The organism is Vibrio sp. PSi01, assembly GCF_054960695.1.
In genome coordinates this window covers 139839-161431 of sequence record NZ_JBHNYN010000002.1, presented here as the reverse complement: position 1 = coordinate 161431, position 21593 = coordinate 139839, and the positions used below count along the sequence as shown (strand labels likewise).

22 protein-coding genes are annotated in these 21593 nt (G+C 44.9%); 14 read left to right on the top strand and 8 right to left on the bottom strand.

The genetic code is table 11. From position 1 onward, the window contains the following. Positions 1-36 precede the first annotated feature (36 nt). Entirely contained in the window at positions 37-765 is a 729-nt protein-coding gene (locus ACFI6G_RS03880) for a UTRA domain-containing protein (RefSeq protein WP_102306109.1), read from the bottom strand. 211 nt (positions 766-976) lie between these two features. On the opposite strand from ACFI6G_RS03880, the gene ACFI6G_RS03875 reads away from it, so the two are divergent. From ACFI6G_RS03875 to ACFI6G_RS03850, 6 genes are all read left to right on the top strand, one after another. After that, a complete protein-coding gene (locus ACFI6G_RS03875; protein ID WP_102306108.1) occupies positions 977-2059 on the top strand; it encodes an ABC transporter substrate-binding protein in 1083 nt (360 codons plus the stop codon). A gap of 61 nt (positions 2060-2120) precedes the next feature. After that, positions 2121-3008: an alkaline phosphatase family protein gene (locus ACFI6G_RS03870; RefSeq protein WP_010432256.1), complete on the top strand. Its 888-nt coding sequence runs from the start codon at positions 2121-2123 to the stop codon at positions 3006-3008. After that, a complete protein-coding gene (locus ACFI6G_RS03865; RefSeq protein WP_010432260.1) occupies positions 3005-3898 on the top strand; it encodes an ABC transporter permease in 894 nt (297 codons plus the stop codon). The genes ACFI6G_RS03870 and ACFI6G_RS03865 overlap by 4 nt, the downstream gene beginning before the upstream one ends. Continuing rightward, a complete protein-coding gene (locus ACFI6G_RS03860; RefSeq protein WP_462710143.1) occupies positions 3898-4683 on the top strand; it encodes an ABC transporter permease in 786 nt (261 codons plus the stop codon). The genes ACFI6G_RS03865 and ACFI6G_RS03860 overlap by 1 nt, the downstream gene beginning before the upstream one ends. After that, the gene (locus tag ACFI6G_RS03855) at positions 4683-5702 is read left to right on the top strand and encodes an ABC transporter ATP-binding protein (RefSeq protein ID WP_462710142.1); all 1020 of its coding nucleotides are present in this window, start codon (positions 4683-4685) and stop codon (positions 5700-5702) included. The genes ACFI6G_RS03860 and ACFI6G_RS03855 overlap by 1 nt, the downstream gene beginning before the upstream one ends. Before the next feature lies 1 nt (position 5703). After that, positions 5704-6363 carry an HAD family hydrolase gene (locus ACFI6G_RS03850; RefSeq protein ID WP_016785450.1) on the top strand — a complete coding sequence of 220 codons (660 nt, stop codon included), beginning with the start codon at positions 5704-5706 and terminating at the stop codon, positions 6361-6363. A gap of 74 nt (positions 6364-6437) precedes the next feature. Here the strand turns inward: ACFI6G_RS03850 and ACFI6G_RS03845 are convergent, their stop codons facing one another. From ACFI6G_RS03845 to ACFI6G_RS03835, 3 genes are all read right to left on the bottom strand, one after another. Further along, complete coding sequence (locus ACFI6G_RS03845) at positions 6438-7103, bottom strand: response regulator (RefSeq protein WP_010432275.1); 666 nt, start codon at positions 7101-7103, stop codon at positions 6438-6440. Next, positions 7100-8470 (bottom strand): ATP-binding protein, encoded by a 1371-nt coding sequence (locus ACFI6G_RS03840; protein ID WP_010432278.1) that lies wholly within the window; start codon positions 8468-8470, stop codon positions 7100-7102. The genes ACFI6G_RS03845 and ACFI6G_RS03840 overlap by 4 nt, the downstream gene beginning before the upstream one ends. Positions 8471-8756: 286 nt before the next feature. Further along, positions 8757-9002, bottom strand: a complete 246-nt coding sequence (locus ACFI6G_RS03835) for a hypothetical protein (protein WP_010432281.1) — start codon at positions 9000-9002, stop codon at positions 8757-8759. 301 nt (positions 9003-9303) lie between these two features. Between ACFI6G_RS03835 and ACFI6G_RS03830 the strand changes: the two genes are divergently transcribed. The 6 genes from ACFI6G_RS03830 (at position 9304) to ACFI6G_RS03805 (ending at position 16425) form a co-directional block, all read left to right on the top strand. Then, on the top strand, positions 9304-11343 hold the full coding sequence (locus tag ACFI6G_RS03830) for a DUF3466 family protein (RefSeq protein ID WP_016785452.1): 2040 nt from the start codon (positions 9304-9306) through the stop codon (positions 11341-11343). A 338-nt stretch (positions 11344-11681) separates the two neighbouring features. Further along, positions 11682-12755 (top strand): 4-hydroxyphenylpyruvate dioxygenase, encoded by a 1074-nt coding sequence (gene hppD, locus ACFI6G_RS03825; RefSeq protein WP_010432289.1) that lies wholly within the window; start codon positions 11682-11684, stop codon positions 12753-12755. Beyond that, entirely contained in the window at positions 12748-13878 is a 1131-nt protein-coding gene (locus ACFI6G_RS03820) for a homogentisate 1,2-dioxygenase (RefSeq protein ID WP_010432292.1), read from the top strand. Before hppD ends, ACFI6G_RS03820 begins: the two co-directional genes overlap by 8 nt. A gap of 12 nt (positions 13879-13890) precedes the next feature. Next, on the top strand, positions 13891-14928 hold the full coding sequence (locus ACFI6G_RS03815; protein WP_010432294.1) for a fumarylacetoacetate hydrolase family protein: 1038 nt from the start codon (positions 13891-13893) through the stop codon (positions 14926-14928). A gap of 21 nt (positions 14929-14949) precedes the next feature. Continuing rightward, positions 14950-15654, top strand: a complete 705-nt coding sequence (gene maiA, locus ACFI6G_RS03810; RefSeq protein WP_193846179.1) for a maleylacetoacetate isomerase — start codon at positions 14950-14952, stop codon at positions 15652-15654. An 84-nt stretch (positions 15655-15738) separates the two neighbouring features. Next, on the top strand, positions 15739-16425 hold the full coding sequence (locus ACFI6G_RS03805; RefSeq protein WP_016787475.1) for an SGNH/GDSL hydrolase family protein: 687 nt from the start codon (positions 15739-15741) through the stop codon (positions 16423-16425). A 265-nt stretch (positions 16426-16690) separates the two neighbouring features. Here ACFI6G_RS03805 and ACFI6G_RS03800 read toward each other — a convergent pair whose 3' ends face one another. Genes ACFI6G_RS03800 through ACFI6G_RS03790 form a run of 3 tightly spaced genes read right to left on the bottom strand, consistent with a single transcriptional unit; the run spans position 16691 to position 18634 of the window. Then, a complete protein-coding gene (locus tag ACFI6G_RS03800; RefSeq protein WP_010432301.1) occupies positions 16691-17002 on the bottom strand; it encodes a DUF1330 domain-containing protein in 312 nt (103 codons plus the stop codon). A gap of 12 nt (positions 17003-17014) precedes the next feature. Beyond that, positions 17015-17641 (bottom strand): putative quinol monooxygenase, encoded by a 627-nt coding sequence (locus ACFI6G_RS03795; RefSeq protein ID WP_010432303.1) that lies wholly within the window; start codon positions 17639-17641, stop codon positions 17015-17017. Positions 17642-17692: 51 nt separating this feature from the next. Beyond that, complete coding sequence (locus tag ACFI6G_RS03790; RefSeq protein ID WP_010432305.1) at positions 17693-18634, bottom strand: NADP-dependent oxidoreductase; 942 nt, start codon at positions 18632-18634, stop codon at positions 17693-17695. Positions 18635-18751: 117 nt separating this feature from the next. Here ACFI6G_RS03790 and ACFI6G_RS03785 point away from each other — a divergent pair, with 117 nt between their 5' ends. Beyond that, complete coding sequence (locus ACFI6G_RS03785) at positions 18752-19669, top strand: LysR family transcriptional regulator (RefSeq protein WP_016767953.1); 918 nt, start codon at positions 18752-18754, stop codon at positions 19667-19669. Between the two features lie 125 nt (positions 19670-19794). On the opposite strand, the gene ACFI6G_RS03780 is transcribed toward ACFI6G_RS03785, so the two are convergent. Continuing rightward, positions 19795-20679, bottom strand: coding sequence for a LysR family transcriptional regulator (locus tag ACFI6G_RS03780; protein ID WP_010432310.1), 885 nt, complete (start codon positions 20677-20679; stop codon positions 19795-19797). Between the two features lie 144 nt (positions 20680-20823). Between ACFI6G_RS03780 and ACFI6G_RS03775 the strand changes: the two genes are divergently transcribed. After that, positions 20824-21444 carry a glutathione S-transferase family protein gene (locus ACFI6G_RS03775; protein ID WP_010432311.1) on the top strand — a complete coding sequence of 207 codons (621 nt, stop codon included), beginning with the start codon at positions 20824-20826 and terminating at the stop codon, positions 21442-21444. Positions 21445-21593 lie beyond the last annotated feature (149 nt).

The window sequence follows — 21593 nt, the reverse complement described above, 5'->3', positions numbered from 1 at the left end:
GTATATGTGGGGTTCTTCTCTCAAGCAGGCACAGCATTACCCAATGCTATCAATATGGAGCACCACAGAATCGGGTCGCCAATATTCCAGCTCGCAGTCCATTAACTCGCCATCTTGTTTGTAGTTCACTCGGCAGATCTTAAGAACAGGCTGGCCCTCAGCCAAATTCAATGCCTTGGCGACATGGGCAGGGGCAGAGGTAGGGACCACGTCAAAGCGAGAGCGTTGGGTCTCGTAGCCGTATTTTTCTCGGTAGATACCTGTCAGCGACATAGTGAGGTTTTCTGACAACACCTTTTCAAACAGTGCCGCTTTCAAGACGTTTTCAACGAACAGCACCGCTCGGCCATCAATAAAGCGTAGTCGCTCAATCACGTGTATCGGGGTGATCTGTTCTATCTCTAATGCTTTGGCGTAATCGCCCGCGGCCATCTCTGTGCGGGTGCTGAGCAGTCTTGTTTCTGCGATGCGATCTTGTTCGCGAATCATCTGATGAAAGTGAGAACGTGACAGTGGGTTGTAGCGAATACGTTCGGGCGACACATACCAACCTCGGCGCTCTTCTCTGTATATCAGGCCTTCGGTTTCTAACGACACCAATGCATCTTTGAGCGTGATTCGTGTGGTGGAAAACAGCTCGCTGAGTTCTCTTTCAGATGGCAGTTTTTGCCCCTCGGTGAAGATGCCTGATCGAAGCTGTTCTCTAATGCTTGTCTTAATCCTGCCTAGCTGTGTCCCTGATTGCCCTGTACCCAATGTTCTCATTACTGATCTAGTCCATAAGTTCGTGTGCTCAATAAGGTAAACCACGGAGTTAACAGGAATGTGACAGTAAACAAAGGCTTACTGTCATATGAGTGAAATATAACTGCCACAGAAATGCATCTGAACTGTCAAATAAGTTGCGCGAAAGCGTCACACTCCGGCGATAGCATACAAAACGAACTTACTGACCTAGTCCAGAGGGATAGAGACAATGAAAACTTTGCTTAGCCGTTCAACTGTATCGCCAGCTAAACTGATTGGCGCAACGCTAATAACGGCAACACTTTCAATGCCAGCGATGGCGAAGGATGCTGATCTTGAGTCACTGATTGAAGCCGCTCAAAAAGAGGGTGCGGTTTACAGTGTGGGCATGCCAGACAGTTGGGCAAACTGGAAAGGCACATGGGCAGACCTGAAAGCAAACTACGGTTTGAAGCATCAGGATACGGACATGAGCTCGGCACAAGAGATCTCGAAATTTGAAGCAGAGAAAAGAAACGCAACCGCAGATATCGGTGATGTTGGTTTCGCATTTGCACGTGTCGCTGTGAAAAAAGACGTAACACAGCCATACAAACCAACCACTTGGAATGACATTCCAGATTGGGCAAAGGATAAAGATGGTCACTGGGCTCTGGCTTACACCGGTACTATTTCGTTCATTTCAAACAACAACCTTGTTGAAGATGCACCAAAATCTTGGAGTGACTTACTAGAAGGTGACTACAAAGTAACAGTGGGCGATGTTGGCGTAGCAGCGCAAGCAAACAACGCGATTCTAGCGGCTGCATTTGCTAACGGCGGTGACGAGTCAAACCTAAAACCAGCGATTAAATTCTTTGGTGAGCTAGCGAAGCAAGGTCGCCTATCTTACACAGATCCAAGCATCGCAAACCTTGAAAAAGGCGAAGTGGAAGTTGCGATCATGTGGGATTTCAACGCATTGAACTACCGTGACACGATCGACCGTGAGCGCTTTACGGTAAACATTCCACAAGATGGCTCAGTAATCTCTGGTTACACTACCATCATCAATAAATACGCGAAAAACCCGAACGCGGCGAAGTTGGCTCGTGAATACATCTTTAGTGACCAAGGCCAAATTAACCTAGCAGAAGGTTACGCACGTCCAATCCGTAGCAGCGTTACGCTACCTCAATCAGTACAAGACAAGCTGATCTCGAACGAGCAATACAGCAACGTGCACCCAGTATCTGACTTCTCAGCATGGGAAAAATCAGCACGTCGTTTGCCACGTCAATGGCAAGAAAGCGTATTGATTCACCAGCAATAACCCCGCTTAACACGCCACCTGTAATGGGTGGCTTATAGTAACAAGCAATAGAGAATAGACCATGAGCAATAAGGTTATCCTTGTTGTTTTAGATGGACTGAATTATCAGGTAGCCCGTGATTGCATGGGCTACCTGAACGGCCTTCTAGAACTTAGTGACTCGAAAAACAGTAATCACAGCGTTTCCCAAAATCAACAGGGCACTTCGCAAATCATGAGCACGCAAAAAAACAAACTGCGCGCCACTCTTTACCCTGTGCAATGTGAATTGCCGTCAATGTCACGCCCACTGTATGAGTGCATTTTAACGGGAGTCCGCCCTGTCGAGAGCGGCATCGTTAACAACCAAATCGTGCGTTTATCGAATCATGAGTCGATCTTTAGCTTGGCTAAATCGCAAGGTAAAGTGACGGCTGCAGCGGCCTATCATTGGGTGAGTGAGCTGTATAACCGAGCGCCATTTGATGCTGTGCGTGACCGCTTTACCAACGATGAGACCATGAACATTCAACATGGCTGTTTCTATCACTGGGATCACTACCCAGATGAAGCCTTGTTCTTGGATGCAGAGCACCTGCGCGTCACTCATCAACCTGATTTCTTACTGATTCACCCAATGAACATTGACGACATAGGACACAAGCACGGGCTGGATTCTCGCCAATACCGCAACAGTGCACGTGGCGCGGATATCTACCTGTCGAATTACCTTGAGAAATGGGTAGATGATGGTTATCAAGTGATCATCACCAGTGACCACGGCATGAACAATGACTTGTCTCACGGTGGCATTCTGCCCGAAGAGCGTGAAGTGCCATTCTTTGTGATTGGCGATAAGTTCACACACCAAGAATGTTCAGTGAAACAGACCGACATCTGCGGCAGCGTGTGTCAGCTACTCAACCTTGAACACGATAAGTCTTACACTCAGGAATTGTTGGCCCTATGAGCAGTTCTGTAATCACGCAGAGCGATGGCTCTGCGCTTCAACCCAAAACCAAATCTTGGTTCAAACGCTTCAAGCCCGCTTTGTGGCTTGCGCCTTTCGCCCTATTTTTCTATCTGTTCCAACTGGCACCTATGGTTTGGGTGCTGATCAACAGCTTTTTCTATGACGACGAACTCTCTCTCGAAAATTACGCTGAAGTGTTCGACTCTGCCTTTATGATGCAGGCTTTTGGCAACAGTTTATGGTTGTCGATTTGGTCGAGCATTGTTGGCTTGGCGATTGCGACTCTGCTCGTTTCTTCACTGCGCCGCGTTGATTCTAAAATCCGCGATGCGGTGATTGCCTTTACCAACATGAGCAGTAACTTCTCAGGCGTGCCTCTGTCGTTCGCCTTCATCATCATCCTTGGCACCAACGGTGCTATCACCTTGCTGCTTAAGCAGTACGGGCTATTGGGTGATTTCGACCTGTATGGCAAGTGGGGCTTGCTGGCGATTTATATCTACTTCCAGATCCCATTGGCGGTGTTGTTACTCTATCCAGCGTTTGATGCTCTGAGTGACGACTGGCAAGCTGCCTCAGCACTGCTTGGTGCGAAAACTTGGCAATACTGGACTAAAATTGCGCTGCCTGTGCTATCTCCTGCCTTGTTTGGCACCTTTATCATCTTGATTGCCAATGCGATTGGTGCGTATGCGAGCGTGTATGCGTTGACCTCGGGCAACTACAACGTGATTACGATTCGAATCGCGAGCTTAGTATCGGGCGACTTGTTCCTAGAACCCAACCTAGCTGCCGCAATTTCCGTAATTCTGATGGCGATGCTGGCCTTCATCACCGTGATTAACCAATGGCTGATCAGCAAAAGCTACGTAGGGAAGAGAAAGTAATGAACACCGTAAATACTCGCTTTCATAAAACGGTTGTCTATTCGATTGTCGGCATCATGATGATCCCGATCTTAGCGACCTTTATCTACTCGATCTCTTCTCGATGGGGCGCAACGATCCTGCCGGATGGCTTCACGTTAGATTGGTATATCAACCTGCTGACGGATCCTCGCTTCTTGCAAGCCTTTGGTCGTTCACTGTTTATCTGCGTGGCGGCACTGTCATTGAGTGTGGTGTTGGTTCTGCCTGCTATTTTCGTGGTGTTTTACTATTTCCCGAAACTCGACAAGGTGATGAATATCCTGATCTTATTGCCGTTCGCTGTGCCACCTGTGGTGTCATCGGTGGGTTTACTTCAATTGTATGCAGACAGTGAAATCTCACTGATAGGCACACCGTGGATTCTGATTGGTACTTACTTCACCATCGCGCTGCCATTCATGTACCGTGCGATTGCCAACAGCTTTGAAGCGATTAACTTACACGACTTGATGGACGCTGCTCACCTGCTCGGCGCAAGCACTACCAAGGCGTTTTTATTGATTATTCTGCCAAATCTTAAGAAAGGCTTAATGGCGTCGTTGTTCTTGTCGTTCTCGTTCCTATTGGGTGAGTTCGTGTTTGCCAATATCTTGGTCGGTACACGCTACGAGACACTGCAAATTTACCTATACAACATGCGTCAAACCAGTGGTCACTTCACGTCAGCCCTTGTGATGACGTACTTCCTGTTTATTTTCTTACTGACTTGGTTGGCAAGTCGTTTCAGCCTGGGAACAAAATAATGAGCTATGTAAATGCGAAAAACCTCACCAAGAGCTTTGGTGACAACACAGTGTTTGAAGACATTGAATTTTCTATCGAGAAGGGCGAATTTATTACTCTGCTTGGCCCGAGTGGCTGCGGTAAATCAACGCTGCTGCGCAGCTTGGCAGGCCTGAATCCTGTTGATGGTGGCGAGATCTGGGTCAACGGTGAAGAGATTACTCACCAAGTGCCACAACAGCGTGGTATTGGCATGGTGTTTCAATCTTATGCGTTGTTCCCGAACATGACGGTTGAGGGCAACATTGCGTTTGGCCTCAAGATGAAAAAGCTTGCTGCTGACGAGATTAAGCGCGAAGTCGCCAAAGTGATTGGGCTGGTGGACTTAATGGGCAAAGAGAAATTCTACCTGCATCAGCTATCAGGCGGTCAACGTCAGCGTGTCGCTTTGGCAAGAGCCTTGGTAGTTAAACCACGTATCTTGTTGTTGGATGAGCCGCTTTCAGCGCTGGATGCGAAGATCCGTAAACACCTGCGCCAGCAGATCCGAGATATTCAAAAAGAGATGAGCCTGACCACGATCTTCGTTACTCACGATCAAGAAGAAGCGATGATCATGTCTGACCGTATCTTCTTGATGAATAAAGGTGAGATCGTGCAAGCCGGCACACCTGAAGAGATCTACACTCAACCAGCCAATGAGTTCGTAGCGGGTTTCATGGGGCACTACAACTTGGTACAAGCGAACAAAGCCAAGCAATTGTTCGATATTGAAACCGAATGGAAGGTGGCGATTCGACCTGAATCTATCTACGTTAAAGAGCAGGGTCGACAATATGGCGAACATATCTCTGCGCCAAAAGCCGGTACCATTCGCAACCACCAGCTCTTGGGTAACGTGATTCGATATCAAGTGGACGTTGATGAGTGTGAATTAACGGTCGACCTACTTAACCGCTCCTCTGAACGACTGTTGGCAAACGGCAGCCAACTTGAACTCCTGTTTAACCTTAACGAAATTCAACCTGTGAGAGCCTAAGATGTTCAAACCTTTGTATGTATTTGATATGGATGAAACGCTGATCAATGCTGACGCAGCGATGCTTTGGAATGAGTTCTTGGTTGAAAAGGGTATTGCCACAGCGCCCAACTTTATTGAAGAAGATAAGCGCTTAATGGGTCTGTATTCGGAAGGCAAACTGAACATGGAAGATTACCTCACGTTTTCCATGCAACCTTTAGCCGATATGCCAACAGAGCAAGTCACAGCATTGGTCGAAGAGTGTGTTGAGCACTATATTTTGCCTAAACAGTTCAAGCAGTCGAAACCTTTGATTGAGCAGCTAGAGAATGATGACATCGACATGTTGATCATCTCGGCTAGCGTCACTTTCCTAGTAGAAGAGGTCGGTCGCAAGATTGGTATCGAGAACGCACTCGGTATCGATTTGGTCGAAAACCAAGGCCGTTTCACGTCTCAGATCTTTGGCGTACCAAGCTACCGTGAAGGCAAAGTAACGCGTTTGAAAGAGTGGTTAGACAATCAAGAAACCAACTACTCAGATATCCACTTTTATACCGATTCAATCAACGACTTACCTTTATGCGAACACGCGGATTTTGCTTACTTGGTGAATCCATGCCCTCGTTTGAAATCACTGGCTGATCAACCGAATTGGTCGATTCTCAACTGGGATTAACGCTGATCCCATCTTTGAATTATGTTCGCTTTAGAACGAAAAAGCCGCTGATGAAAGCGGCTTTTTCGTTCGTATTATTCTATTTCTAGTTTGTAACCTATCCCGTAAATGGATTTAATGTAGTCACATTTTTCATTTATCGAGACCATTTTTTTACGTAAGTTTTTAATATGGCTATCGATAGTGCGATCACTGACCACTCTTCTATCGTCGTAGATTTTATCAATCAATTGATCGCGACTATAAATGCGGCCAACATTTTGATAAAGAAGGTGCAAAAGCCGAAACTCAGCTGGCGTTAAACTTAGCTTAATACCACATAGGACGGCGGTCATACTCAATTCATCAATATCAATGGCGTTCGTTGCTGACGTGGCTTGGGGCTTGTTGGAACGGCGCAAAATATTTTTCACCCTCACGACTACTTCTCTCGGGCTGTACGGCTTACATATATAATCATCTGCACCCAATTCAAGCCCAACGAGTCGATCGATCTCTTCGACCTTGGCTGTCGCCATAACCACAGGGATGTCACTGAACGTTCTCAGCTCTCGATAAATATCCAACCCGTCTCGATTGGGTAGCATTAGGTCGAGAATAATGAGTTTAGGCGATGCTTGTTTTACCCAGTCAATGACAAGATTACCATCGATAATATGATGACTTTCAAGGCCAGAGTGCTCTAAGTACTCACACAGTACACTTGCTAATGCAGGCTCATCTTCGACGACTAAGATCACGATTTTATTTCCTTTGGTAACGCTATGATGATTCGTAGTCCACCCAATTCTGAGTGGTCGGCAGTAATGTGTCCTTGGTGCGCTTCAACGATATTTTTACAGATAGATAAGCCAAGCCCAGAACCGCCACTTGAGCGACTGCGCGATTTATCAACGCGGTAAAGCCTCTCAAACAAACGCGGAAGTGATGCATCAGGTACACCTGGATCACTGTCTTCAACGTTGATAATAATACTATCACTAATGTCGGTAACATCTATCGATACATGCCCATTATCGCTAGTGTATCGTGCGCTATTTTCCAACAGATTCACAAACAGTTGTGTCAGTAATCTCTCATCACACGAGGTAAACAGTGGGGCTGAATGGTCATAGTGCTTTGTTAATGTGATTCTTTTCTGTTCTAAACGGATCGAGTTTTGAACGATTACAGAATCAATCAGTTTATGTATATCAACGTTGTTTTTAACATTGAGGTTAAATCCGATGTCATACAGGGAGAGTTGATGAAGATCCTCAACGAGTTGACCCAGTGTGATGATTTGTTGATGTAACGAGTCGATATATTTTGGCTCAGGAGATCGGATACCGTCTTGTAGCGCTTCTAGTTCACTTCTTAGCACGGTGATAGGCGTTCTAAGTTCATGTGAAATATCCGATAACCACTGTTCTCTAAGTGTTTTTTGTTTTCTTAGTGTTTCGACTACACCGTTGAATATTCCGATGAGATCGGACAATTCATCATTGCCGCTTTTTTCAATGTAGAAATCGAGATCGCCATTTTCGATAGATTTGGCACCTTTCGACAAAGCACGCAATGGTTTCAAAAATCGCCTAACAAGAAATAAAGCGATAAGGAATGAAAGCAACACGGTAATCGAAGCGATAGTGCTTACATGCGTCGTTTGTTGTTTGAAAAAGCTTTCTGCCAAAGGCCCTGATATTTCATCCATCTGGACGATGGAGATATACCCAATCACTTGATCATCCCGTGTTATTTCGACTAGTGCTTGATGCTGACCATCTTTAAGGTGATATAGGTTTTCAGGAGGTCCAATTATAGCTCGCCCGTTTTGATCTAAAATGTTGAGTCGTTGCCAAATAGGTTGAAGATCTGGCGCTTCCGGCTCTCTTAATGGTGGTGGCGATGGGTGTCTGTCACGAGCATGTGGTCGTGAGGGGCCACCAATGCTACTGGCGATTAAATGTGGTTCACGTTCTAGCCGCCTCCACTTTTCGGAAGGTGAGTAATATTGCTTTAAGTTATTGGCGAGTTCTTGAGCTAGGGCAATCTCATTATTATTTGTGAAATCTTGGAGCCCTCTTTGAAAACTGGAGTTAATAAAATAGGTCAGTACAAAGAGCATGGTCACGCATACCATTAGTATTGAAACAAACAGTTTAGTGAAAATTGATATGCGCACGTTCTCTCCAGAAGTTAAAGTGAATTAGGACAGTAAAATGAATTAAGACAAAAGTGAGTTAAACCAATATTAGTCACCAATCGTGTGGGAAATGTGGACATTGATTTCTTTATTCATCTTAGGCCATGTATAAGCATCTTTTTGTTAGAAACGAATAGCGAGCTGACAGGGTGCTATACCCCATCAGCTCGCATTGAATTATCACTATTTTTGGATAACCCTCTAACAATTATTGACGTCTTGGTGGTGGCGGCGGAACTTCCTCTTCCGATAGACCACCGCTTCCATCTGCGTCTAGTTTGTCAAAGTCATCGGCGAGTGGACCTCTGAGCTCTTCTAATTGTAACTCGCCATCACCGTTTGCATCCATTTCTTCAAAACTTGGCATTTCTCTTGGACCTTCACGGCTTTCAGCACACGCTTGAAGCGCGAATGTCGATGTCAGTAAAAGTAATGCTGTCGTGATTTTTTTCATAATTTAATTCCTATTCGTAACCAAATATAAGTGTGTTTCTTTGACGCAAATAGGTTAACGATCAAATTGGCAGAGAAAATGGATAAATCTAGGAGATGAAAGTTAGCGTTTAACTTTAATAGGGCATCAGTTCATCAGCCCATCAAGTCAGGTTGTTTAAACCTCCATTGTTTCTACATAGTTTCCACATTTTCTATTTTTATCCTAGTCCATTATTGAACTCATGAATTTAATGCCTTTAGCAATAAAGGCAGAAAGCTATCGTTGGTATTGAAATGGATTATTTTTTAGGAGCCGTAGAATGAAGGCAATGGTAAAAAAATCAGTCGTTGTCTCTTCTACGTTGTTGGTTGCTTCTTATAGTAACGCTGCTCTTTATAGGGTGGTTTTGGAGGAATCACCAGTAGAAACGGAATCGGTGTATGGGGTTGCAGTTGAACCAGAGCTTGGTACAACGGATTGCTTTAGTACCAGTTGTGGTGACACCGATTACGCATTCGCAGGGGAAGCTCAAAATGCAGAACCAGGTTTTTCCTTTAAAGAGGAGGTCCCTTTTGGTATCGATAACACGTTCTACTATTTGGATTATGACGATATCTATAGCTACTGCACAAGTGAACTTGGCTACGCGACTTGTGAAGCTTGGAGTTCTTTGTTGTGGTATGGCGATGAGGATGCAGGCATTGGAGGCTTGAGAAATGAGCGTGATGCATATTACGAGCTGAGCTATCAGACGAATTCCACGGCTTTCTATGACTCTTATTCGTTAAGTGATATCCCTGATGTTGGCAGTAATCCACCTGATGTGAGCAGTTATAGTTATTCCTTTGTTGATGGAACAGAGGAGAAGGTGATCACTAAAGTTGACGAGAATGGTTTTGTTCTTGGTAACACCAGCAGTGGTTATTACAGCTATAACAACCAATATATTCAGTTGTATAGGCAGCGTGGTTACTACGATACAGGCACTGAATTTACGGTTCTCCAACCTGAAGCCGATACCAGCATTACGATCAGCGATGCTGACGGCGAAGCGAATATAATCTCCCAAATGGGAAGAACGATGGCTTTTGATTCTTTCAGTTATGGAGGAGAAAGCTATGTGGTCGGAAGTGCGTCCGTTGCGACTTTTTATTACAGTGATGAGTATAAAGATTATGATTCTCCGTACACATCCGACAGTGATGCAGAGGATCTAGATAATTGTATCGATGAAGATATTGAGCCTGCTTTATATCCAGAGTGTCAGAACTTTGCTTTTGCTAATCGAGCTTTTGTCTGGAATATAACCGATGCGAATGGCCCCAATGATGATGGAAACCGTTTCTCAGTATCTGATTGGGAAACCAGTTCGACCTATTACTCTTACAACGATGATGAAGCTTCAGCACAGGCGAGTGTGAGGGCTGCAACGATTTCATCTAGAGGGACATATAGCTCTTATCCTGTTTTAGTTGGTTACAATACAGAGCTAGATGATTCTGATAACTTTCTTATGCAGGCTGCTGTGTTTAGGCCAAGCAGTACGTCAAATTTCAGCGTTTCGGAAAATGCTTGGACGACGACATTTATCGCTAATGCGACGGTAGAAGTGAGTGATTCATACATCCACAGTAATTCTGTCGCAACAGATATTAATGAAAACATGATGGTTATCGGTTATGCAAAACGAGATGGTGATTATCCGTCGGATCGTGTGTCTGACAATCGTATGTTTGTCGCTGATGCGAATGACACAACGCCAACAGCTACATTCTTCGCAAGTTTAGGTGAAGACATTTTCTTTGATAGTGCAGAAGGAAAAGCAAGTGAGATCAATAATTACAATGAAATTGTTGGCTATGTTGACGCAGAAACTCACTCTGAAGTAGACGGCCATGAAAGGAGGCATCGCGGCTTCATTTTCCCTTACAACGACATTGGTACCGATGCTGATAGACGTGCAAGATATAATGATCAAGCTTGGTGGTTAGACGACCTAACTAACGGTGGTGACTACAGTGATGCCAACAACCACTTTAGAATATTGGACGCAACCGACATTAATGATGCGGGTGTTATCTCAGGGACGGCAATACAATGTTTTGCGAGTGAAAGTAGCTCCTCTTCTATGGCTTATGATTCAACCGCGCACTTTGCATATTGTAATGATGGAGTAGGTGACGAGAGGGTGGTGGCTGTGAAACTTATCCCGATATCTGGAGCAACAAGTGAAGACATTGCTGAAAGAAGTGATGATAGCGCTGAAGATGTTGAACGTAGTGGTGCCGGTACCGGGTTATTGGTGCTTATCAGTTTGATGTCCGTGCTTTCTATGCGTTCAAGAGTATCTCGTCTGTAACTTTTTAAATTGATGAAGTTCAAAAGTCGCCTTCTTTTTCCGATAACATCGAAGGCGGCACTAAGTCGATGTTATCCCTTTCGCTTAAAAATCCACATGTAACAATTCAATAACATTTATTGCTCGCCTGTAAATCAAACCACCCTCTTTCAATCCCTTGATAGCACTCATTTTCTTGTTGTGAGGTTTTGTGTGTAACAAATATTTTACAACTTGACGAGTTTTCAGCGTTACTGCCCATTTCCTTCCATCCATTCCAATCTTTCCGCTTGTGGGCCAAATTTAATCAAGGACAAAAATCACTTAACACAAAACCAGTAGGTACAAGGAGAAAGTTCATGGTGGAGTCATACAACCCGCTTGGCACAGATGGATTCGAGTTTGTTGAATACACGGCCGTTGACCACAAGGGAATAGAGCAACTTAAAGCGCTGTTTGTGTCACTTGGTTTTGCTGAGATCGCCAAGCACCGTTCAAAAGAGGCTTGGCTGTATCGACAAGGTGACATCAACTTTATCGTCAATGAACAGCCTCACAGCCAAGCGGAAGCGTTCGCTAAAGTTCACGGCCCATCGGTGTGTGGCATGGCGTTTCGTGTCAACGAAGCAACAGCTGCAATGGAGCAAGCGTTTAAGGGTGGCGGTGAAGAGTACAGGACAGAAATAGGGCCGATGGAGCTTAGCATTCCTGCCATTTACGGCATCGGTGAAAGCCTGCTCTATTTTGTGGATCGCTACGGCAAGCAGAGCATCTACGACGTTGATTTCCGATTCTATGATGACGCGCAAGAGCGCATGGCGAAAGCCGACGTAGGCCTTTATGAGATCGATCACCTCACGCACAACGTGAAACAAGGCAATATGGATCTGTGGTCTGGTTTTTATGAGCGTATCGGTAACTTTCGTGAGATTCGCTACTTCGACATTGAAGGTAAGCTGACAGGCCTTGTGAGCCGTGCCATGACCTCACCATGTGGCAAGATCCGTATTCCAATCAATGAGTCTTCAGACGACAAATCACAAATTGAAGAGTTCATTCGTGAATACAACGGCGAAGGTATCCAACACATCGCGCTTGCTACGGATGACATCTACAAAACGGTGAAAACCCTGCGTGATCGCGGCATGGACTTTATGCCAACCCCAGATACCTACTATGAGAAAGTTGACGATCGTGTAAAAGGCCACCGGGAAGATACCGATCTGTTGCGTGACCTACGCGTTCTGATTGATGGTGCGCCGACCAAAGACGGCATCTTGCTGCAAATTTTCACACAGACGGTAATCGGGCCTGTGTTCTTTGAAATCATTCAGCGTAAAGGTAATGAAGGCTTTGGCGAAGGTAACTTCAAAGCGCTGTTTGAATCGATTGAAGAGGACCAGATTCGTCGAGGAGTATTAGACGATGCATAAATGGATCTCGTTTCCTCATCGGGAGGGTGTGTGCTCTAAACAAGCGCACGCCGATTTTCCCGAAGAGGCAATTTATGAGCGAGAGGCGGGCCGAAGTGGGTTCTTCGGCCCAGCGGCTCACTTTCATCACCAACATGCCCCAACAGGTTGGTCGGAGTGGGAGGGTGATCTGCGCCCTCGCGCTTTTGATTTCACGCTGGTGGAAAAAGCCAGCCAGATAACGCCTTGGGCTGTGCCTCATCTTTTGCACAATGCGGACTGCAAAATTCGTGTGTGGCGCATGGACGAGAAGATGGATTTCTTGGTGCGTAATTCCGACGGTGATGAGCTGCTGTTCATTCATCAAGGCAGCGCCGATCTCTATTGTGACTATGGTCATCTAGAGGTGAGTGAAGGGGATTACGTGATGATCCCGCGCTCGACCAACTGGCGTTTAGAGCCAAGCGAGCCGATGTTTATCTTGATGATTGAGAACACAGACGCGGCTTACTCCTTGCCAGAGAAAGGCATGGTCGGTAATCACGCGGTGTTTGATCCTGCTGTGCTCGACATCCCTTCTATCAATGATCAATTCCGCGTTCAGTACTCAGAAAATCAAACTCAGGTTCAGGTAAAACGCCACGACAAAGTCAGCGTTATTACTTATCCGTTCAATCCATTGGATGCAATTGGTTGGCATGGCGACCTAGCTGTGGTGAAAGTAAATTGGCGCGATATCAGACCGCTGATGTCACATCGCTACCACTTGCCACCCTCTGCGCATACAACGTTTGTTGGCGCAGGCTTTGTGGTGTGCACCTTTGTGCCACGCCCGATTGAGAGCGATCCTGGGGCGTTAAAAGTGCCGTTCTACCACAACAACGATGATTACGACGAAGTGCTGTTCTATCACGCAGGTGACTTCTTCAGTCGCGATAACATTGAGGCGGGCATGGTGACCTTCCATCCGGCTGGGTTTACGCATGGGCCTCACCCTAAAGCCTTTAAGGCAGGGCAAGCGCACAAGAAGAAGTTTACCGATGAAGTGGCGGTGATGATCGATACTCGCCACGCGCTGCAGTTCTCTGATGAACTCGATAGCGTTGAGAACAAAGAATATGTCTACAGTTGGCAAGAGAAGTAAGGGGCAACAAGGATGAAATTAGCAACCAAGAAAAATGGTACTCGCGATGGTCTGTTGATGGTCGTGAGTAGAGATCTTAAACAGTGTGTGCCAGCGACGGAGATTTTTCACGCGATGCATTTGGCGCCAACCATGCAGGTAGCTTTGGATAACTGGGACAGTGTTGCGCCTCAGTTAGAAGAATTATACACCTCGCTTAATACTGGGCATGTGATAGGCAGTGAAGTCTTTGCGCCTCAATATTGTGAATCGCCTCTGCCACGCGCTTATCAATGGGCAGATGGCAGCGCGTATGTAAACCACGTTGAGCTGGTGCGTAAGGCTCGTGGTGCTGAAATGCCAGAAAGCTTTTGGGTCGACCCGCTTATGTATCAAGGCGGCTCAGATACCTTTATTGGTCCGCGTGACAATATTGAGTTTGCCAGTGACGAATGGGGTATCGATTTCGAGGGTGAAGTCGCGGTTGTTACTGGAGATGTGCCAATGAGCGCTAGTGCCAAACAAGCGCATGATTCAATTCGTCTGTTGATGTTAGTGAATGATGTGTCGCTGCGCGGTTTGATTCCTGCTGAGCTCGCCAAGGGCTTTGGTTTCTTCCAGTCTAAGCCCTCTTCAGCGTTTTCTCCAGTTGCGGTAACACCTGATGAGCTTGGCGAACAATGGAAAGGCAGCAAGGTGCATTTACCGCTGATATCGACCTACAACAACCAGCCTTTTGGTTGTCCGAATGCAGGCGTGGATATGACCTTCAACTTTGCCGAGCTCGTGGTACATGCCGCGAAGACTCGCCCATTGTCGGCAGGCACAATCATAGGCTCGGGCACGGTTTCTAATAAGCAAGGGACTGACCACGGCACCTCAATTGCCGAAGGCGGTGTGGGTTATTCATGTATTGCCGAAGTGCGAATGATTGAGACGATTCGTGATGGTAAACCGTCGACTAAATTCATGTCGTTTGGCGATTCGATCAAGCTTGAGATGTTTGATGCAGCGGGTGACTCCATTTTTGGTGCGATTGACCAAAAAGTGAGCCAGTATCGAGCGGTATAATCCACGTAATAGGATTTCTGTATGAGCGAGAGCATCGTGAACAAGAACATTATACTTTACGGTTACTGGCGCTCGTCCGCAGCCTATCGAGTGCGTATTGGATTAAACCTGAAGCAACTCAACTACGAGTCTAAATCGGTGCACTTGGTGCGTCATGGCGGCGAGCAGCATGACCCACAATATCGTGAGCTCAACGCCAGTGAATTAGTGCCCGTGCTGGTGGATGGTGAAGTTCAACTCAATCAGTCACTGGCTATTCTTCAATATCTCGATGAACACTATTTGTGTGAGAGCAGCCCTGACTCCTCGCTAATTCCAGAGCAAACACCGCTGCGTTATCAAGCGTTGGCTATGGCTCAGGATATTGCGATAGAAATTCACCCTCTGAACAACCTGCGTGTGTTGCAGTATCTGGAGCGAGAATTGTCGTGTGAACAAGAGGCGAAAATGGATTGGCTTCATCATTGGATGAGCCAGGGTTTCCATGCTTTAGAAGAGAAGTTGGCTAAATACAGAAAAGCGCACGGCGACTCGGTGTATAGCCTCACGGATTCACCTTGTATCGTCGATATTTGCTTAGTGCCGCAAGTTTACAATGCGCTGCGCTTTGATCTTGATATGTCGCCTTATCCGCTGATTAACTCGATTGTTGCAGCGTGTAACCAGTTACCTGCGTTCATCGAAGCAATGCCAGAGAATCAGGCGGATGCGAATGTACTTACGTAAACGTATAGCAACACTTTACGGCTAATTTCGACTGCAATACGATAGACCACAAACATCTAAGGTGTGTCTGACGTAGTGCTAACAATGTTTATTTTATTTGTAATACAATTGAATATCTTTAAATCAACGAATAAAATGGCTATGAAATCAGTTCTATGTTTTGGCGATTCCAACACTTGGGGATGTTCCCCAGACTTACCGCGTAGATATAACCGTGCAGAGCGCTGGACGATGTTACTTCAATCAAAACTCCCTAATTATGTCGTGATTGAAGAGGGTTTAAACAGCAGAACAACCGTTTTAGATGACCCTTATGAAGCAGGAAAAAAAGGGCTAGATTACCTTTTACCGTGCATAGAAAGCCATCACCCCGATCTTGTTATACTGATGCTTGGAACCAATGACCTCAAATCTCGTTTCAATTTGACTGCCAGTGATATATCTAAAGGGGCTGCAAGACTCGTTCAACTGATACAAAACTATCAACACGGTTTTATGACTAAGCCTGCTGAAGTCTTGCTAGTGTCACCTACTCATGTCCTTGAAGTGAATCCATTAAAAGAGGGTTTTACGAACGCTGAAGCTAAATCAAAGCAGCTAGGACACTATTTTAAACTTCGCTCCCAAGAACTGGGTTGTCATTTCTTTGATGCTGCAACCGAAATCCAACCTTGCCCAAAAGAAGGTATACATTGGCAAGCATCTCAGCATGAAAAGTTTGCTGAGATACTAGCAAAGCGAATCCCCACCATCTTGGAAACCGCTGTTTAGTTATAGCTGCAGGCTTTTCCGAGGTTAGAAAGCCTTATGTTGCTATTTCTAGTCATCCTTTTGCTTTGATATTTTTCGTCCTGGCAAACTATGGTGAGGGTTAGATTGAACGCCGCGGGACAAAAGCTTGTTAAGAAGCCAATAAAACTAAGGTGATGCGAATAATCTCTGCTTCTACAAAGTATTCGAATCACCTAAAAGTAACGATCAACTTTACTCATCCGCTACGCCTTCCACTACCTGTACTTAAATAAGATTCTTGGTATTAAGACGGAACAACCAATTTGTCTACAATGTAGCAATCTATATTGGTAGTGGCAGCAAGGCGTATGAGTTTTGCGTCACGATATTCAATGTCATTATCCCATGCTAATGCAGCTTCTCTACTTGGGAACTGAATGATTACTTTCATTTGTAAACATTGCCCCGACAGTGTCTGACCTTCACTTGTTGCGACCAAAATCTCACCACCATGCTTTGCAACCGTGTTAGCAGTGACATGATTTAACCCAGGGTTGTATTGCGCATAAAGTTCTTCATCCGCAATATCATAATTAACTACATAATAAGCCGTCATTATTATCTCCAATCAACCCGCTATTTGAGTGACAAAGTTCATGTACTGGTTCATATCACCTACCACGGCTTTCTCCATTAATGCCCCAGTCACTTTCGAATAAGGTTGATTAAAATGGATATCCCAAACATCCGATTCTTTTCTCCAGTGCTCATACACGGCTAACGTGTCGTCATTGCCATTAATGGTAAACAAATCAAACAACAAATTACCTGCCTCGGTGCGAGTGTGTTGAATATGCTCCTCGAACTGGGCGATTAGCGCTTCACGATGTTCCATTTTTAGTTTGAAAATGAAGAAAATATTAAATTTCTCATCCTCTTTATCTGCTTGCTTTAAGGCCACAGGCGCAGGGGTTGTTTCACTAAGGTTCAAAACCATCGCAGGCTCAACCAAAGCAGTTTCTGTCAGTTTGATGAGTTTTTGAGTGTGTGCCTGCTGTAAGTGTGAATCCAAAGCCTCCTGATTAACCCAACGGTCGTAGGCAAAAAATAGATTCGAATCTTGGTTATCAACATAGATTCGCATCTCCACATTGCCAGTTTCTTGGCTACTCGCCAGTTGGTGCTCCAATAGCTGTTGTTGAAATTCGTCTTCGTATTCTGGCTTTACTGTGAACTTTACAATTTGGTTAATCATTACTCTACACCTTGCTAGATTTTTAATTTTAACTTCAATGACTTATGGGAACTAAACCGTTACGATAACTTTACCTACGGTTCGGCCAGTTTCGACAGCAGTGTGCGCCAGAGCTAAATCTTTAAACTCGAAAATTTGAGATACGTGTGGTTTGATCGAGTTGTTGGCGAGCATTTCAGAAATTTTTGAAGCGTCTTCACCGTTAGATTGAACAAGAAGCGGAGTAATCTTTAAATTTGATTCAAACGCAGTTTTTTGCATGTTATCTGAAGGCTCTCGAATAGTAATTGAAACGAGTTGACCACCAGAACGCAGCACTTGTAGCGACTTTTCAGCGTTTTCTGGACTCACCGTGTCGAACGCTAAATCAATATCATGAAGTACTTTTTCAAAGTCTTGCTCACGGTAATCGATGTGCTCATCTGCACCAAGTGACATCACAAAATCCTTATTTCGAACCGAACTTGTCGAATAAACATAAGCGCCCATCTGTTTGGCTATTTGAACGGCAAAGTGGCCCACGCCGCCAGATCCCGCATGAATTAGAACTTTATCACCTTGGTTTACCCGACCGTTTAATGCCTGATAGGCTGTCATGGCAGCAAGTGTGGTTGCTGCTGCATCGATAAAATTAACGCCCTCAGGTATTAATGCGATATGTGATTCTGGAGAGGCAACATACTCCGCATACGCTTTACCATTTCCTGGAAAATTCACCATACCAAAGACGTTATCACCCACTTTGAAATTAGTGACGTTTGCACCAGCTTCAATCACTGTGCCTGCAATGTCCCACCCCAAAATGATAGGACGCTCTTCGCCATACAAATCAAGTAACGCTTCTTCTGCATACTTCACTTTGGTATCCGCAGGATTAATGCTGATGGCTCGAGTTTCTACTAGTACTTCATTGGCTCTAATTGTTGGCTTTTCTACGTCGTGCAACTGTAGGTTTTCAATGCCGCCTGCTTGATGAGTAATAATTGCTTTCATTGGTTTGTCTCCGTTGGTGAATTCGTAAATGATTATATATATGCCATTATTTGGTATCATCTAGCAGATTAAGGAAAGACTATCCTTAAATTCGGGATTAATAGAGAGGCGGATGAAGTGAACTTTGATCTAAAAACCTTAGCGTTATTCTTACGAGTTGTAGAAATAGGAAAAATTGGACGTGCTGGCGAAGACTTTGGGCTTTCAACGACTAATGCCAGCCAAAGAGTCCAACAATTAGAAGCGGAGCTGGGCGTAAAACTGTTCCATCGCTCAACAAGAACCATCACATTGACTCATGATGGTGAAATGTTTCTACCTCATGCCAGACGCATTGTTGACGATGTTGAAGAGGTGGCAAATGTCTTCAAAGGTAGCGAAAGCAATGTTCAAGGGCGATTAAAAGTGGCTGTATCAGCTTCATATGGTCGACATTACATTGTTCCCTTTATCCCTGAGTTACTCGAGCTGTATCCTAATCTTGAATTGGAAATTGACTTTAACGATAAAACCGAGGATTTAATTGAGCATGGCTACGACTTAGCCTTCCGTATTGGTAACTTGTCTTCAAGTAACCTGTTAGCGAGGCGACTGGCTGACAATCCAATTATGCTAGTTGCTTCACCAGACTATATTGAAAAATATGGTGCGCCTGAAAGCCCAGAAGATTTACTCAAGCATCGATGTTTGCCCTTGGGTCATGCTGTCGATTGGGCGTTTATGAGTGCTGACGGGAAAGTACACAAGGTATCTGTAGCAAATCCGATCTCCTTAAACTTAGGGGATGCGGTCAGTGATCTTGTTGAGTCTGGTATGGGGATTGGTATGGCCTCTTACTGGCATGCAGGGCCTTCGTTAAAATCTGGTCGAGTGATTCAAATCCTTCCGGATTATAAGCTTGTGAACGACACAAAAATTTGGGCGGTACGGCCACCTGGCAGAGTTTTACCCGTTAGAGTTAAAGTATTCTTAGACTTTATTGAGAAAAAAATCGTAGATACCAATAAAGTGAGATACGGGGATTTACTGATGTAGTTTGGCTCTTACCTAGAGCACACTAAGACTATTTCTGAGACTCATTAGAATGTAAATGAGCCGGTCAGAATTCGCCCAGAACTAGATATAAGCGAGGCACCTAAATTCCTAATACTGGTTAGCGCTTAGTCGTTAAACCAAGCAACAAGATGATCGATTAAAGCTCTGATTCTTGCGGTTAAATGTCGGTTCTCGGGATATACGGCGTATAACCCCATTGGCTCTACTTCCATCTCTTCGAAAAGCAACGTTAGCTCACCTGATTTGACATGGTTTTCGACGGCGTAATACGGCCCAATTCCGATACCTAAACCACCACGCGACATATTGGTAATTGCCCTTGGTGAGTCTGCATTGAAAGTCCCAGACACTGGGCAAGAGACGATTTGGCCATTGAGGTTAAAATGCCAGTTTTTCGAATCAGTAGAGCTACGAAAAAGCAGGCAGTTATGATCGACAAGTTCTTCAGGATGAGTAGGTAAGCCATTGAGACTTAGATAGTCTGGGGAAGCAAAAAATACCACTCGCATATCTTTCAGCTTTCGTGCCATTAAATTTGAATCTTGCAGCTTACCAAATCTTATTGCAATATCGACGCCCTCTTCCACGACCGCAATATGGTTGTCTGACAGGCGAAGATCGACTTTTACTTCGGGATGCTGCTTTTGGTAGCTTAGCAGCGGTTCTATCAACTCTTTGCTTCCAAAGCCTGTGGATGCTGTTAACCGGATAGTCCCTGAAAGTTCTTTTTGACGGTCTTGTACCAAGTCTTCGAGCTCATCAAACTGCTCTAGTATCGGTTGACAACGCTTATAGTAAGCTCGTCCCGTTTCGGTTAATGTCACGCTGCGTGTAGTTCGATAAAAAAGTTGAGCATCCAATCTCGCTTCAAGTTGACGAACATACTTACTTGCTAGCTTCGTACTCAGGTCTGATTGCTTTGCTCCTTGAGTAAAGGATTTTTGACGTGCCACATTAACAAAAACCCGCATCGCTTCAATAGTGTCCATAAACTCCCTTTCTCTGCTGACCTCAGAATTATGATTATCTACAAAATGTACATTATCATTGTATATATGGGTAGATTATAACCTATTAAACACCTTATATACTCCTAGCATACACAATCAAACCAGTCCGTTTAGGAGGCTACAATGTCACATGGTATTCGAATCTACAGTTTTCCATTATCAGGCCATGCACACCGTGTGGAACTTTTTGTAAGCATTGCCAATATTAAACACGAAATTGTTTATGTTGATCTTCCATCAGGAGAGCACAAAAAAGAACCGTTCCTAACATTAAACCCTTTGGGACAGGTACCGGTCATTGAAGACAATGACATTGTCATCAGCGATTCAAATGCCATCCTCGTTTACTTGGCGCGCCGATATGCTCCAGACTTTCTTCCTTCGGATCCTATGCTAGAAGCTGAAGTGCAAAAGTTCTTAACACTGGCCGCTGGTGAAATAGCTTTTGGTCCAGCTGCTGCCCGTCTAATTACTGTTTTTGACGCGCCATTCGATGCTCAGTTTTGTCAAATTGTTGCTGAAAAGGCACTTACCAAACTCGATACTTTATTGGCTAACAAAGACTTCTTGGTTGGTGGTCGACCAACCATTGCGGATATTGCCGTCTACTCATATGTGGCTCATGCACCCGAAGGTAATGTGTCGCTAGACAAGTACCCGAATGTACTCCGTCTGCTAAGCAACATTGAGAATCTTGATGGCTTCAAAGCGATGCCTCGCACAGCTGTAGGGCTCTATGCCTAACACGGCTATTTCGCGTGAGAAGCGTTAAGAGGCACGCTCATAAATAGACGATTACACGATCTGAAAAGTGACATCTCTCCCTTTTATAAGGGAGAGCTAATATGCTGGTACGAGTAGGGACGTGATAGATCGTCGTTCATTTCTATCGA

Bases quoted from the DNA above. Each gene is read 5' to 3' on its own strand.
- ACFI6G_RS03880 (WP_102306109.1), bottom strand. From the start codon at position 765: ATGAGAACATTGGGTACAGGGCAATCAGGGACACAGCTAGGCAGGATT.
- ACFI6G_RS03875 (WP_102306108.1), top strand. From the start codon at position 977: ATGAAAACTTTGCTTAGCCGTTCAACTGTATCGCCAGCTAAACTGATT.
- ACFI6G_RS03870 (WP_010432256.1), top strand. From the start codon at position 2,121: ATGAGCAATAAGGTTATCCTTGTTGTTTTAGATGGACTGAATTATCAG.
- ACFI6G_RS03865 (WP_010432260.1), top strand. From the start codon at position 3,005: ATGAGCAGTTCTGTAATCACGCAGAGCGATGGCTCTGCGCTTCAACCC.
- ACFI6G_RS03860 (WP_462710143.1), top strand. From the start codon at position 3,898: ATGAACACCGTAAATACTCGCTTTCATAAAACGGTTGTCTATTCGATT.
- ACFI6G_RS03855 (WP_462710142.1), top strand. From the start codon at position 4,683: ATGAGCTATGTAAATGCGAAAAACCTCACCAAGAGCTTTGGTGACAAC.
- ACFI6G_RS03850 (WP_016785450.1), top strand. From the start codon at position 5,704: ATGTTCAAACCTTTGTATGTATTTGATATGGATGAAACGCTGATCAAT.
- ACFI6G_RS03840 (WP_010432278.1), bottom strand. From the start codon at position 8,470: ATGCTCTTTGTACTGACCTATTTTATTAACTCCAGTTTTCAAAGAGGG.
- ACFI6G_RS03835 (WP_010432281.1), bottom strand. From the start codon at position 9,002: ATGAAAAAAATCACGACAGCATTACTTTTACTGACATCGACATTCGCG.
- ACFI6G_RS03830 (WP_016785452.1), top strand. From the start codon at position 9,304: ATGAAGGCAATGGTAAAAAAATCAGTCGTTGTCTCTTCTACGTTGTTG.
- hppD (WP_010432289.1), top strand. From the start codon at position 11,682: ATGGTGGAGTCATACAACCCGCTTGGCACAGATGGATTCGAGTTTGTT.
- ACFI6G_RS03820 (WP_010432292.1), top strand. From the start codon at position 12,748: ATGCATAAATGGATCTCGTTTCCTCATCGGGAGGGTGTGTGCTCTAAA.
- ACFI6G_RS03815 (WP_010432294.1), top strand. From the start codon at position 13,891: ATGAAATTAGCAACCAAGAAAAATGGTACTCGCGATGGTCTGTTGATG.
- maiA (WP_193846179.1), top strand. From the start codon at position 14,950: ATGAGCGAGAGCATCGTGAACAAGAACATTATACTTTACGGTTACTGG.
- ACFI6G_RS03805 (WP_016787475.1), top strand. From the start codon at position 15,739: ATGTTTATTTTATTTGTAATACAATTGAATATCTTTAAATCAACGAAT.
- ACFI6G_RS03800 (WP_010432301.1), bottom strand. From the start codon at position 17,002: ATGACGGCTTATTATGTAGTTAATTATGATATTGCGGATGAAGAACTT.
- ACFI6G_RS03795 (WP_010432303.1), bottom strand. From the start codon at position 17,641: ATGATTAACCAAATTGTAAAGTTCACAGTAAAGCCAGAATACGAAGAC.
- ACFI6G_RS03790 (WP_010432305.1), bottom strand. From the start codon at position 18,634: ATGAAAGCAATTATTACTCATCAAGCAGGCGGCATTGAAAACCTACAG.
- ACFI6G_RS03780 (WP_010432310.1), bottom strand. From the start codon at position 20,679: ATGGACACTATTGAAGCGATGCGGGTTTTTGTTAATGTGGCACGTCAA.
- ACFI6G_RS03775 (WP_010432311.1), top strand. From the start codon at position 20,824: ATGTCACATGGTATTCGAATCTACAGTTTTCCATTATCAGGCCATGCA.